Consider the following 13,064-nt stretch of genomic DNA (forward strand, 5'->3'; position numbering starts at 1 on the left):
TGATATGGATATTTATAATGAGAACGCAGAAAAATCACATAGCAACGCCCCTGGCCCTGGCCATTGCAGGCTTACTCAGCCCAGGGGTCTTCGCCGAAGAGGTGGAACAGGATACGGAGACCATGGTGGTTCACGGAACCGCCGAAGAGGCGCTGAAGCAGCAGCCGGGCGTCTCGATCATTACCGCTGAAGATATTGCTAAGGACCCTCCGGTTAACGATCTGTCAGAAATCATCCGTAAAATGCCCGGCGTAAACCTGACCGGCAACAGCGCCAGCGGCAGCCGCGGCAACAACCGGCAGATCGACATTCGCGGGATGGGGCCGGAAAACACGTTGATTCTTATTGACGGCGTGCCCGTCACTTCCCGCAACTCCGTACGCTATAGCTGGCGCGGCGAGCGTGATACCCGAGGCGACAGCAATTGGGTACCGCCGGAAATGGTGGAACGCATTGAAGTTCTACGCGGACCCGCCGCTGCGCGCTACGGTTCTGGCGCTGCGGGTGGGGTCGTCAATATTATCACCAAACGCCCCACCAACGACTGGCACGGATCGCTCTCGCTCTATACCAATCAGCCGGAAAATAACAAAGAAGGCGCCACTAACCGTGCTAACTTCAGCCTCAACGGACCGCTGGCCGGGGATGCCCTGACCATGCGTTTGTATGGCAACATTAACAAAACGGAACCCGATGCCTGGGATATTAACCGCGCGCAAAATGGCTCTTATGCGGCGGGCCGCGAAGGCGTGCGCAACAAAGATATTAACGCCCTGCTGTCGTGGAAAGTCACCCCGCAGCAGATCCTCGACTTCAGCTACGCCTACAGCCGTCAGGGCAATATCTATGCCGGCGATACGCAATACAGCAACAGTAATATGAGCCCAAATGGCCTGGTGGATACGCTGTACGGTCAGGAAACCAACCGGCTTTACCGGCAGACCTGGGGCCTGACCTACAACGGGATCTGGGACTGGGGCCAGTCGAAAGCGGGCGTCTACTACGAAAAAACCAACAATACCCGTCTGCAGGAGGGCACCACCGGTCGCGTAGAAGGGATGATCAATAGCGATGTCTACGACACCAGCCGCCTGGAGTCTTGGCGCTCAACCGCTGAAGTGAATCTTCCCTTTAACTGGCTCGCAGAACAGACCCTGACTGTGGGGATGGAGTGGAACCGCGATGAACTGAACGATCCGGCTTCGATGCAGGCCACTACGACGACGGAAACGCTGCCGGGGATGTCCGGCGATCCTTCGCAACGCAGCCCTAAAAACAGCGCCACGCTGACCGGTATTTATCTGGAAGACAATATCGAAGCGACGCCGGGAACCAATATTATCCCCGGCCTGCGTTTCGACTATCATAACGACTTCGGCAGCAACTGGAGCCCGAGCCTGAACCTGTCGCAGGATCTGGGCGATATGTTTAAGGTTAAGGCGGGCATTGCCCGCGTGTTTAAGGCGCCGAACCTGTATCAGTCGAGCGAAGGCTACCTGCTCTCTACGCGCGGTAACGGCTGCCCAATCAACATCGCCGGGAATACTAGTTGTTATCTTTTGGGAAACCCGGATCTTGACCCGGAAATCAGCGTCAACAAAGAGCTCGGCCTTGAGTTTAACCTCAACGGTTATAACGCCGGCATCACCTGGTTCCGCAACGACTACAAAAACAAGATCGTCTCCGGTACCGACGTATTGGGCTCCACTTCAGGCGGATATAATATCCTGCAGTGGGAGAACGGCGGAAAAGCGGTCGTCGAAGGCCTTGAAGGCACGCTGCTGGTTCCCCTCATTGCCGATACGCTAAGCTGGCGCACCAATGCCACTTATATGATCAAATCGGAAAACAAAGATACCGGCAACCCGCTGTCCGTTATTCCGAAATATACCATCAACACTTCGCTCGACTGGCAGGTGACCAGCAAGTTCTCGACGAACGTCAACTGGACGATGTATGGTCGGCAGAAACCGCGCCAATACGCAGAAATCCGCAAAGAAGATGGCGTTCTGGCCACCAATGAAGTCGGCGCGTATTCTGTCGTCGGCGTCGGCGGCAACTATCAGCTAACCAAAGACCTGCGGCTGAATGCCGGGATTAGTAACCTCTTCGATAAGCAAATTTATCGGGAAAACGAAGGCGCTTCGACCTATAACGAACCGGGTCGCGCCTATTACGCTGGCGTCACGCTCTCTTTCTAACCCCCCTCACGCCCGCTATAGCGGGCGTATTCCCCTATTCTCTCAACCTCATTTTCATAGTAGCATCCGCCTGATCGTCTTTGACCAGTACAGAGTAGAGAATGACAACAACAGATCTTGCGCCGAAGGGCGAATTGGTTTTACGCACCCTGGCGATGCCGGCGGACACCAACGCAAACGGCGATATTTTCGGCGGCTGGCTGATGTCGCAAATGGATATTGGCGGGGCCATTATGGCCAAAGAAATTGCCCACGGTCGCGTCGTGACCGTGCGCGTCGACGGCATGACCTTTTTGCGCCCGGTGGCGGTCGGTGACGTCGTGTGCTGCTACGCCAACTGCGTGAAGCGCGGCAATACGTCGATAACTATCAATATGGAAGTGTGGGTCAAGAAAGTGTCGTCTGAGCCCATCGGCCAGCGCTACAAAGCCACCGAAGCGCTGTTTATCTACGTCGCGGTGGATAATCAGGGAAAACCGCGCGCTCTGCCGACTCTGTGATTCAGCCGGCCCGGGGCATCCGGGCCGATTGTTTACAGAAAACCGAGTAAAGAAAAGAAGAAGTAGCCCAGCACAATAATAATTACCGGCAGGACGTACAGCGGAAAATACTGCACCAGGATGGTGTGGCGCGGCACCACAACCCGTGCGGAAATTTGTTCGCGCGTCAGCCCTTCCGTTCCTTTAGCCTGTTCCAGAATCAGCTGATCCTCAACGCCTTCGCGCAGAAACTTCGCCTGGCGCCCCATCCGCGCCCCGGAAGCCTGTAGCGCCATGCCGACGAACACCAGAATATAGATGATCCAGAAACCGATATTCATGCTGTGCTTAAAATCCGGCAGCGGCGAGTTGTACCAGAAGAAATTGAGGAACGGCGTGTTAAAGCGCATCATCTCGATCATCACATGAGCAAAGTCCATCATCACCGCGTCGATGCCCGGTTTTTTCTCGCTGTGCTCGTACATAAACTTCAGCACGGAGATCAGCGTCGAGATAACCGCCGGGATAAATACCACCCATCCCAGAATTCGTTTAAGTACTGCAATGCGTCCAGCTTGTTGATACGTCATGGATTCCCCTTGTTAAGACGCCTATCCACTCTTAGTCTACCTTCGTCGGCGAATTTCGCCCAATAATGCGCGGTATGATATACCATGAGTGCCGATTCGTTATCTACTTACGCTACAGGAGAGGGACTTATGTCAGCCAGGCGCCAGATTCACGCCGCGATTTTTGATATGGATGGATTACTGATTGACTCCGAGCCGCTATGGGACAAAGCAGAGCTGGAGGTAATGGCCAGCCTTGGGGTGGATATTCGTCGCCGCAATGAAATGCCGGATATTCTCGGGCTGCGCATCGATTTAGTCGTCGACCTGTGGTTTGCCCAACAGCCGTGGCAGGGCCCGGACCGCGCGGAGGTCACCACGCGGATCATCAATCGCGCTATCCAACTGGTGGAAGAGGCGCGTCCGCTGCTGCCGGGGGCGCGGGAAGCGGTGGCGATGTGTAAAGCACAGGGACTGAAAATTGGCCTGGCGTCGGCATCGCCGCTGCGAATGCTGGAAAAAGTCCTCGCCATGTTTGAACTACGCGACCAGTTTGACGCCCTCGCTTCCGCCGAAATGCTGCCCTACAGCAAACCGCACCCGCAGGTCTATCTGAACTGCGCCGCCAGTCTCGGCGTCAGCCCGATGAACTGCGTGGCGCTGGAAGACTCGGTCAACGGGATGATTGCCAGCAAAGCGGCGCGGATGCGCTCTGTCGTCGTACCGGAAGCGGAAAATAGCCATGACCCGCGCTTCGTGCTGGCCGACGTCAAGCTTGCCACCCTTGAATCTTTGACCCTGAGCGACCTGCTCGGCTAAAGGCATCGCTGATGATGGGGTTGCGGCATCGCCCCATCATCACAAAATTAAAACAGCGTTTCATTTTTATTTGTCTTTTCTTCTCCCGCCCTCTATGCTTGTCCCAACGGCGTTATTTGACGCATAAAATCAGCATACAGGGGTGCATATGGTACTGAACGCCTTTGACCTTACGGGCAAGGTCGCTATCGTGACGGGTTGTGATACCGGACTGGGCCAGGGAATGACGTTGGGCCTTGCGCAGGCCGGGTGCGATATCGTCGGCGTGAATCGCCGGATCCCCCACGAAACCGCAGAGAAGGTTCAGGCGCTGGGCCGACGCTTTACCGCTATTCAGGCCGATCTGAGCCGTCAGGATCAGATCGCAGCCATTGTTACTCAGGCCGTGGCCGCCATGGGCCGGGTTGACATTCTGGTGAATAATGCCGGAACCATACGCCGCGCCGATGCGCTAACCTTTAGCGAAAAGGACTGGGACGACGTGCTTAACCTGAATCTGAAATCCGTTTTCTTTCTGTCTCAGGCGGTCGCCAGACAGTTCATCTCGCAGGGCGACGGCGGAAAAATTATTAATATCGCCTCAATGCTCTCATTTCAGGGCGGTATTCGGGTCCCGTCATACACCGCCTCCAAAAGCGGCGTGCTGGGCATTACCCGCCTGATGGCCAACGAATGGGCGGAACATCGTATTAACGTTAACGCCATCGCGCCGGGCTATATGGCTACCAATAATACCCAGCAGCTGCGCGACGATGCCGAACGCAGCAAAGAGATCCTCGACCGTATCCCGGCCGCACGCTGGGGTGTTCCGGAAGACCTGCAGGGACCGGTGGTCTTTCTTGCTTCCCAGGCGGCGGATTACATTAACGGCTATACCCTGGCGGTGGACGGCGGCTGGCTGGCACGCTGATGGTCTTGTGACAAAGAGTTACACCGTCACCTCTTCCGCACACTGTATAAAAACCCTATACTGTATGAATTGACAGTTTAGGGTGTTTATCATGACGGCGGAAGGCCACCTCCTCTTTTCTATTGCCTGTGCGGTATTTGCGAAAAATGCGGAATTAACCCCCGTGCTGGCCCAGGGTGACTGGTGGCATATCGTTCCGTCCGCCATCCTGACCTGTCTGCTGCCGGATATCGATCACCCCAAGTCGTTTCTCGGGCAACGATTAAGCTGGATATCAAAACCGATTGCCCGCGCCTTCGGCCATCGCGGCTTCACCCATAGCCTGCTGGTGGTCTTTGGCGCGGTGGCGATTTTCTCGTTGAAGGTTCCGGATAGCTGGATCGTCCCGGCGGATGCGGTTCAGGGCCTGGTGCTGGGCTACCTCAGCCATATTCTTGCCGACATGCTTACCCCTGCCGGGGTTCCGCTGCTCTGGCCCTGCCGCTGGCGCTTTCGCTTCCCTATTCTTGCGCCGCGCAAAGGTAATCAACTGGAGCGCGCGCTGTGCATGGCGCTGTTCATCTACGCCGTGTGGATGCCGCAAAACGTTGCCGAAAACAGCGCCGTTCGCTGGTCATCTGAGATGATAAATTCACTGCAAACTACCTTTCATCGCTTTATTAGTCACCAGACTGGACGATAAAGCAGCGAATTATTCAAATAGTTATAATCAATTCCATTTGAATATAAGGAACGGATTACGCCTTCTGCTACCCTTGCCGTCATAAGAGTTGGTTATTGACCAACCTGGCGATAAAAGATATCAGGAGAACGGGGATGAACTTTCCATTAATAGCGAACGTAGTTGTGTTCGCGGTTTTACTGTTGGCGCTGGCCCAAACCCGCCATAAACAGTGGAGCCTCGCTAAAAAAGTGCTGGTCGGTCTGGTTATCGGCGTTATTTTTGGCCTGGCGTTACAGCTAATCTATGGCTCCGACAGCCCGGTGCTGAAGGACTCTATCCAGTGGTTTAATATCGTCGGTAACGGCTACGTTCAGCTGCTGCAAATGATCGTCATGCCGCTGGTTTTCGCCTCGATTCTGAGCGCGGTGGCCCGCCTGCATAACGCTTCGCAGCTGGGTAAAATCAGCTTCCTCAGTATCGGTACCCTGCTGTTTACTACGCTGATTGCGGCGCTGGTCGGGGTGCTGGTGACTAACATGTTTGGCCTGACAGCCGAAGGCCTGGTCCAGGGCAGCGCGGAAACCGCCCGCCTCAACGCCATTCAGAGTAATTATGCCGGTAAAGTCGCCGACCTGAGCGTCCCGCAGCTGATCCTCTCCTTTGTGCCAAAAAATCCGTTCACCGATCTGACCGGCGCGAACCCGACGTCGATTATCAGCGTGGTAATCTTCGCTGCATTCCTCGGCGTCGCGGCGCTGAAGCTGCTGAAAGACGATGTCGCCAAAGGCCAGCGCGTGCTGACCGCTATCGATACGCTGCAGAGCTGGGTGATGAAGCTGGTGCGTCTGGTCATGCAGTTAACGCCGTACGGCGTACTGGCGCTGATGACCAAAGTGGTTGCGGGTTCTAACCTGCAGGACATTATCAAGCTCGGCAGCTTCGTTATCGCCTCCTATATTGGTCTGGGCATCATGTTCGTGGTGCACGGCCTGCTGCTGGCGGTCAACGGCGTGAGCCCTCTGAAATACTTCCGCAAAGTCTGGCCGGTTCTGACCTTCGCCTTCACCAGCCGCTCCAGCGCGGCGTCTATTCCGCTGAACGTGGAAGCGCAAACCCGTCGTCTGGGCGTGCCGGAATCCATTGCCAGCTTCTCAGCATCGTTCGGCGCTACCATCGGACAGAACGGCTGTGCGGGACTCTATCCGGCGATGCTGGCGGTGATGGTCGCACCGACGGTCGGTATTAACCCGCTCGATCCGCTGTGGATTGCTACCCTGGTTGGCATCGTCACCGTCAGTTCCGCCGGCGTCGCAGGCGTGGGCGGAGGCGCGACGTTTGCCGCGCTGATCGTCTTACCGGCGATGGGGCTGCCGGTCACGCTGGTGGCGCTGTTAATCTCGGTTGAACCGCTGATTGATATGGGCCGTACGGCGCTGAACGTTAGCGGCTCAATGACCGCCGGTACCCTGACCAGCCAGTGGCTGCGCCAAACCGATAAAGCTATTCTCGATAGCGATGACGATGCGGAGCTGGCACACCGCTAAGTCGATACGCCCTTCGCGTAGTCAGAAACTAAAAACCGCTGAATTTTCAGCGGTTTTTTATTGTTCCGGCTCATTCAGGCGTCGATTTCACCTTCCTGCCTCATTTGCGTCGCCCAGCGCTGCGCCGCTTCCGGCACGTTAAACGGCGGGGAGCGACGGAAACGTTCGTCGATCAGCACAAAGGCGACGTATTTACCCCGCAGAACCCAAACGTCGCGAAAACCATCCATTTTGACGGCGTGTTCCGGCGGCGCAGGCTCCACTCGAGGCACGTAGCTAATGACCTGACGATTTTGTTGGCGAAGTGGTTTCATGACAAATAAATTCACTAAATACGGCGGTAAACAGAAACCCCTATCATAGCCGAAAACGCCCGCTTTCGTCGCCCCCTGCTTGCGGTCCTTTAGTAGCAAAACTCTTATAAAAATATATTCTTGAAATGATGTTCTACAATTAGAAGGGTTTTGGTTTAGCAAAGACCATTTTCAGTAATGAAAGCAGGAGCGTGCAATGTCTGATAAACCCCATAACCCGAAATCCCATCAATCACCGGTGCATGATGACCGGGCGGCAAAACCTGGCCTGGGCGCATTAGCGCCAGAAGATCAGGATTGGCAGCCCACACCGCACCCGACCGCGCCGGGCGAAGAGCCGACGGCGCCGGGTAGCATGAAGGCCCCGGATACGACCAGCGAAAAGCTCGATGCCCTCGAGAAACAGCGTAAAGGCGGTGAGAATGCTGCGCTTACAACCAATCAGGGTCTACGCATCGCTGACGACCAGAACTCGCTGCGCGCGGGTCAACGCGGCCCCACGCTGCTGGAAGATTTTATCCTGCGTGAAAAAATAACCCATTTTGACCATGAACGTATTCCCGAGCGCATCGTTCATGCCCGCGGCTCCGCTGCGCACGGCTATTTCCAGGCGTACAGCGATTTAAGCGACATCACCAAAGCGGCTTTCCTCTGCGACCCGCAGAAAAAAACGCCGGTATTCGTCCGTTTTTCCACCGTTCAGGGCGGCGCTGGCTCCGCCGATACGGTGCGCGACATCCGCGGTTTTGCCACCAAGTTTTATACCGACGAGGGCATCTTTGACCTGGTCGGCAACAACACGCCGATCTTTTTTATCCAGGATGCGATCAAGTTTCCTGATTTTGTCCATGCGGTGAAACCGGAACCGCACTGGGCCGTCCCACAGGGGCAAAGCGCGCACGATACCTTCTGGGATTACGTCTCGCTGCAGCCTGAAACGCTGCATAACGTCATGTGGGCGATGTCGGACCGCGGGCTACCCCGCAGCTACCGTACCATGGAAGGGTTTGGCATCCACACCTTCCGCCTGATTAACGCGGAAGGTAAAGCGACCTTCGTGCGCTTCCACTGGAAGCCGGTCGCGGGTAAGGCCTCCCTGGTGTGGGATGAGTCGCAAAAGCTGACCGGCCGCGACCCCGATTTCCATCGTCGTGACTTATGGGAATCGATTGAAGCCGGAGATTATCCTGAGTACGAGCTGGGATTACAGCTGATCCCGGAAGAGGATGAATTTGCTTTTGATTTCGATCTGCTGGATCCCACCAAGCTCATCCCGGAAGCGTTGGTTCCGGTGCAGCGCGTCGGTAAGATGGTCCTTAATCGCAACCCGGATAACTTCTTTGCCGAAAACGAACAGGCGGCCTTCCATCCCGGGCATATCGTTCCAGGAATAGACTTCAGCAACGACCCGCTGCTGCAGGGCCGACTCTTCTCCTATACCGATACGCAGATTAGCCGCCTCGGCGGGCCGAATTTCCATGAAATTCCGATTAATAAACCCACCTGCCCGTATCATAATTTCCAGCGCGACGGCATGCACCGGATGGATATTGATACCAACCCGGCAAACTATGAACCTAACTCCATCAATAACAACTGGCCGCGGGAGACGCCGCCGGCCGCTAAACGCGGCGGCTTCGAATCTTATGCCGAGCGGATTGACGGAGAAAAAATTCGCCAGCGTAGCCCTTCCTTTGGCGAGTATTACTCTCAACCCCTGCTATTCTGGCGTAGCCAGACGCCAATTGAGCAGCAGCATATTATCGACGGATTCAGCTTCGAGCTGAGCAAGGTTGTCAGAGAGTGGATCCGCGAGCGGGTGGTCGATCAGCTGGCGCATATCGACCTGCAGCTGGCTCAGGCCGTAGGTAAAAACCTGGGTATTGAGCTCACGGACGAACAGCGCAGCATTACGCCGCCGCCGGATGTCAACGGCCTGAAAAAGGATCCGACGCTAAGCTTGTACGCCATTCCCAGCGGCGACGTGAAAGGCCGGGTGGTGGCGGTACTGCTTAACGATCGTCCGGTTGCCAAAGAGCTGCTGACTTTGCTCAAGTCGCTGAAAGCGCACGGGGTACATGCCAAATTACTCTATTCACGAATGGGGAAAGTGCAGGCCGATGATGGCACCGAGCTGCCGGTAGCCGGAACCTTTGCCGGGTCGCCATCGCTGACCGTGGATGCAGTCATCGTTCCCGGCGGCGATCTGCAAAGTCTGAGCAGCAACGGTGATTTCAACTATTACCTGCTGGAAGCATACAAACACCTGAAGCCGATTCTGCTGGCAGGCGATGCACGGCAGTGCAAAGCGCCGCTGCAGGTTGCCGCTCAGGGCGAAGAAGGCATTGTTGAGACCGATGCCATTGATAGCCAATCAATGGATGAACTGATCACCCTGATGGCGGCGCATCGGGTGTGGTCGAGAAGCGCCAAAATCGCCGCGATCCCGGCGTAAAAAAAGCCCGGCAGAGATGCCGGGCTTCTCACTTCCCTTTATACATCGCGGTAGGTTCCGAGCCGGTAGCCGCGCTCGGCAATCGCATACTTCAGCGACCCGGCGGTCAGCACATCCAGTTCGGTCAGTCGCGGATAGCAGTAGGCGCTGCCCATTATCGTGTTATCCACGAACGCCGGGTGACACATCACCTCCAGCGATTTTTCCTCACGCTGGACAGAGGCATCCAGGGTTTGCAGAAACAGCGCTTCCGAAACCCCTTCCCCGTAGAACTCGCTGGCAAATCCATCACTACTGCGCGCGGCATCCTGCGCCAGGCCTGACAGCGTCGCTAGCTGGCGGTCGATCCGCAGCGCCACGCCCTTCTCGCGGGCAAACGCCGCGACGATGGGGTAGATCTGCGCGATCATATGGACATGATGATGGCTGTCGATATGCGTCGGTTCATGGCCAAACAGCTCGATAAAACGCTGATACTGACGCTCCAGTTCGTGGGCGATGTCGTCCAGCGGCAGGCTGCCCTCTTCCGCCATCTGCCAAATCCACTTTCCAAAGCGCCCTTCGCGGGTTAGCCTCGGCATCGCCGCCAGCGGCTCGCCCAGCGTCAGGACAAAGTGCATCCCAACCGCCAGCTCCGGGACGCAGCGGCTAAGCTGGGCAGCGTGGCTAATCGCCGCGCCGTTGACCAGCGCCGTCGTGGAGGTAACCACACCGTTCTTGCAAGCTTCGATAATGCCGTAGTTTTGCCCCCTGCTGAGGCCAAAATCATCGGCATTGACGATTAACACGCGTTCCATTAGCCGCTCCCGTTACTGTTTCAGTTTTTCGATAGTCGCCGCAAAGTTTGGCAGCCACTGCTCGTGCGCGAGGATCATCTCCCGCGCCAGCTTTTCAGCATCGCGATCGGAGTGGATCAGCGGGCTCAGATTAAGCGCCAGCAGCACATCGTCCAGTTTACCGCTGATAGCCGCTTCGCTGGCCGCAACTTCAAAACCTTTAATGGTGTAAATCAGCCCCAACACTTTCTCATCGAAATGCGTGATGCGCGGCGTTGGTTTCGCGCCGTCGCGGCCCAGCGTACAGGTCATCTCGACCGCCCAGTCTGCCGGGATGTTATCAACGTGACCATGATGCGGCACGTTCACGTAATGCTCGGCCTGCTTGTCATTATAAATGGCGTTAATCACTTCACAGGCCGCGTCGGAATAATACGCCCCACCGCGCTGTTCCAGTTCTTTCGGCTTAACGTTCAGATCCGGATCTTTGTACAGCTCAAATAGCTGTTTCTCAACCTTCTGCACCACCTGCGCGCGCGCGCCGCCTTTGTAGTATTCGCCCATTTCAATCGCCAGCATCTCTTTTGGCTTAAAGTAGTAGAGCAGATAGGAACAAGGGATCAGGCGCAGCGAACGAAGCAGTCCTTCGCTAAAGGGTAAATCAAAAATATTTTTCACCGAGTTAGCGCTCAATCGACCCGATGCCACGCCGTCCAGCAGCTCGTCAAAGCGTGAAACGCCGTTAACCAGTACATCGCGCACAAATACCAGATGGTTCAGGCCAAACAGATCGATATTGAGCTCATCGCTCGGGCTCAGCTGCAGAACGTCGGTGATAAACATCTTCATGCCAATCGGAATATTGCACACGCCGATAAAACGCTTGAAGCCGGTATGACGATAAACCGCTTCGGTGACCATCCCCGCCGGATTGGTAAAGTTAATGACCCAGGCATTCGGACAGACTTCCTGCACATCTTTCACAATGTCAAAAATGACCGGAATAGTGCGCAAACCTTTAAACAGTCCGCCCGCGCCGTTGGTTTCCTGGCCTAAATAGCCGTGGCTCAGCGGGATACGCTCGTCCTTCTCGCGGGCCTTGAGCTGGCCAACGCGCAGCTGGGTCGTTACGAAATCTGCGCCTTCCAGCGCCGCGCGGCGATCGAGGGTCTTGTAGACTTTCATCGGCACGCCGGCTTTTTCCACCATGCGCTGGCACAGCGCATGGATAATATCGAGCTTTTCCTGCCCTTCCGCGACGTCCACCAGCCACAGTTCGCTAATCGGCAGTTCATGATAACGCTTCAGGAACCCTTCCAGTAATTCCGGGGTATAGCTGCTGCCGCCGCCGATAGTCACTACCTTCAATTTCTGGCTCATCTTTTTCTCCCTTGCGGATAACGCGTATGCGACACCCGCTCTCCGTGTAAATACGGACAGTTAATTTGAATATTTAGACCGCGCGGACTATTCCGCGCCCGGTTAATTAATACTGGTGAGGTGTTTCCGATAGCTGCTGGGGGTAAAAGAAGTCAGCTTCTTGAATGTTTTAATAAACAAACTTGGGCTACTGTACCCCGACTCATAGGCAATATCGGTCACCGAGTAGTTGGTTATCTCTAACTGTTTTTTAGCGAAGTTGATGCGAATATCGTTAATCATCTGCATCGGCGTTTTGGCGTAATAACGCTGGGTTGCCCGAGTTAAGTACTCCTGGGTTTTCCCGGAAAGTTCAACCATATTCTCCAGCGCCCCCTCGCCAAACTTAAGCTTATCGTGCATCCCCTCCACGGTATTTTTCAGCCATTGCGGAATGACGTCTTCCGCAGGCTCTTCACGATAATGTCGGAGCCGATTCAGAGTATAAAAGGAGACCAGCTCGATAAATTCGTCAAATTCAGTTTCGCGAAAATTCAGTGATGCAATAACCGACTCAATATAACTGAGAAAAGTACTTTTAACGGCATAGACCTGAGAAGCAACCAGACCAAACGGCAGCAGCGGCAGATAGTGTTTTTCAAAGAAACTTTTGCTGATACCGACGTTCAGAATGCGCGTCGCGCCAAATTCATAAAAGCTTTGGTGGTGCGACCCCATTGGGATAAAAACGAAATCCCCGCGCTCCAGCAGCACCCGCTTGCCATTAATAACCTGATAATAGCGCCCGGTTAAAACGATGGTGTACTCGTAATAATCATGCTGGTGAAGCCCGCTTACGCTCTCCGTTTTGTTATAGATGACCACATGAAAGTTTTTGCCGTTAAAGAGTTGTTGCTCCCGGGCGGTACTGATTTCAGTGGTCATCATCTTTGGTTGCCTCATCGTGTCGATGA

At 55.2% G+C, this 13,064-nt stretch carries 12 protein-coding genes; 7 read left to right on the forward strand and 5 right to left on the reverse strand.

Annotation, left to right across the window (positions count from 1 at the left end):
- Positions 1-17: 17 nt before the first annotated feature.
- Positions 18-2,201: a TonB-dependent siderophore receptor gene (locus tag K2184_RS16275; RefSeq protein ID WP_016808514.1), complete on the forward strand. Its 2,184-nt coding sequence runs from the start codon at positions 18-20 to the stop codon at positions 2,199-2,201.
- A gap of 101 nt (positions 2,202-2,302) precedes the next feature.
- Positions 2,303-2,701 carry an acyl-CoA thioester hydrolase YciA gene (gene yciA, locus K2184_RS16280; RefSeq protein ID WP_004101357.1) on the forward strand — a complete coding sequence of 133 codons (399 nt, stop codon included), beginning with the start codon at positions 2,303-2,305 and terminating at the stop codon, positions 2,699-2,701.
- Positions 2,702-2,733: 32 nt separating this feature from the next.
- Here the strand turns inward: yciA and K2184_RS16285 are convergent, their stop codons facing one another.
- Complete coding sequence (locus K2184_RS16285) at positions 2,734-3,270, reverse strand: YniB family protein (protein ID WP_163525069.1); 537 nt, start codon at positions 3,268-3,270, stop codon at positions 2,734-2,736.
- A 129-nt stretch (positions 3,271-3,399) separates the two neighbouring features.
- Between K2184_RS16285 and hxpB the strand changes: the two genes are divergently transcribed.
- The 4 genes from hxpB to K2184_RS16305 all read left to right on the forward strand — a co-directional run bounded on the left by hxpB (position 3,400) and on the right by K2184_RS16305 (position 7,186).
- Complete coding sequence (gene hxpB, locus K2184_RS16290) at positions 3,400-4,068, forward strand: hexitol phosphatase HxpB (protein ID WP_004112390.1); 669 nt, start codon at positions 3,400-3,402, stop codon at positions 4,066-4,068.
- Between the two features lie 148 nt (positions 4,069-4,216).
- Positions 4,217-4,978: a 2-dehydro-3-deoxy-D-gluconate 5-dehydrogenase KduD gene (gene kduD, locus K2184_RS16295; protein WP_016808512.1), complete on the forward strand. Its 762-nt coding sequence runs from the start codon at positions 4,217-4,219 to the stop codon at positions 4,976-4,978.
- A 91-nt stretch (positions 4,979-5,069) separates the two neighbouring features.
- Positions 5,070-5,660, forward strand: coding sequence for a metal-dependent hydrolase (locus tag K2184_RS16300; protein ID WP_004101351.1), 591 nt, complete (start codon positions 5,070-5,072; stop codon positions 5,658-5,660).
- A 134-nt stretch (positions 5,661-5,794) separates the two neighbouring features.
- Positions 5,795-7,186 carry an L-cystine transporter gene (locus K2184_RS16305; protein WP_163525073.1) on the forward strand — a complete coding sequence of 464 codons (1,392 nt, stop codon included), beginning with the start codon at positions 5,795-5,797 and terminating at the stop codon, positions 7,184-7,186.
- A gap of 74 nt (positions 7,187-7,260) precedes the next feature.
- Here K2184_RS16305 and cedA read toward each other — a convergent pair whose 3' ends face one another.
- On the reverse strand, positions 7,261-7,500 hold the full coding sequence (gene cedA / locus K2184_RS16310) for a cell division activator CedA (RefSeq protein WP_024274048.1): 240 nt from the start codon (positions 7,498-7,500) through the stop codon (positions 7,261-7,263).
- A 196-nt stretch (positions 7,501-7,696) separates the two neighbouring features.
- Between cedA and katE the strand changes: the two genes are divergently transcribed.
- A complete protein-coding gene (gene katE, locus K2184_RS16315; protein ID WP_016808509.1) occupies positions 7,697-9,955 on the forward strand; it encodes a catalase HPII in 2,259 nt (752 codons plus the stop codon).
- A 38-nt stretch (positions 9,956-9,993) separates the two neighbouring features.
- Here katE and chbG read toward each other — a convergent pair whose 3' ends face one another.
- The 3 genes from chbG to chbR form a co-directional block, all read right to left on the reverse strand.
- Positions 9,994-10,752: a chitin disaccharide deacetylase gene (gene chbG / locus K2184_RS16320; RefSeq protein WP_064383264.1), complete on the reverse strand. Its 759-nt coding sequence runs from the start codon at positions 10,750-10,752 to the stop codon at positions 9,994-9,996.
- Between the two features lie 12 nt (positions 10,753-10,764).
- Positions 10,765-12,111 carry a 6-phospho-beta-glucosidase gene (locus tag K2184_RS16325; RefSeq protein WP_004101344.1) on the reverse strand — a complete coding sequence of 449 codons (1,347 nt, stop codon included), beginning with the start codon at positions 12,109-12,111 and terminating at the stop codon, positions 10,765-10,767.
- Positions 12,112-12,213: 102 nt separating this feature from the next.
- Complete coding sequence (gene chbR, locus K2184_RS16330) at positions 12,214-13,053, reverse strand: transcriptional regulator ChbR (RefSeq protein ID WP_071530309.1); 840 nt, start codon at positions 13,051-13,053, stop codon at positions 12,214-12,216.
- Positions 13,054-13,064: the final 11 nt, after the last annotated feature.

Origin of the sequence: Klebsiella sp. K5-306, assembly GCF_051835185.1 — a bacterium.
Lineage (GTDB): Bacteria > Pseudomonadota > Gammaproteobacteria > Enterobacterales > Enterobacteriaceae > Klebsiella > Klebsiella oxytoca.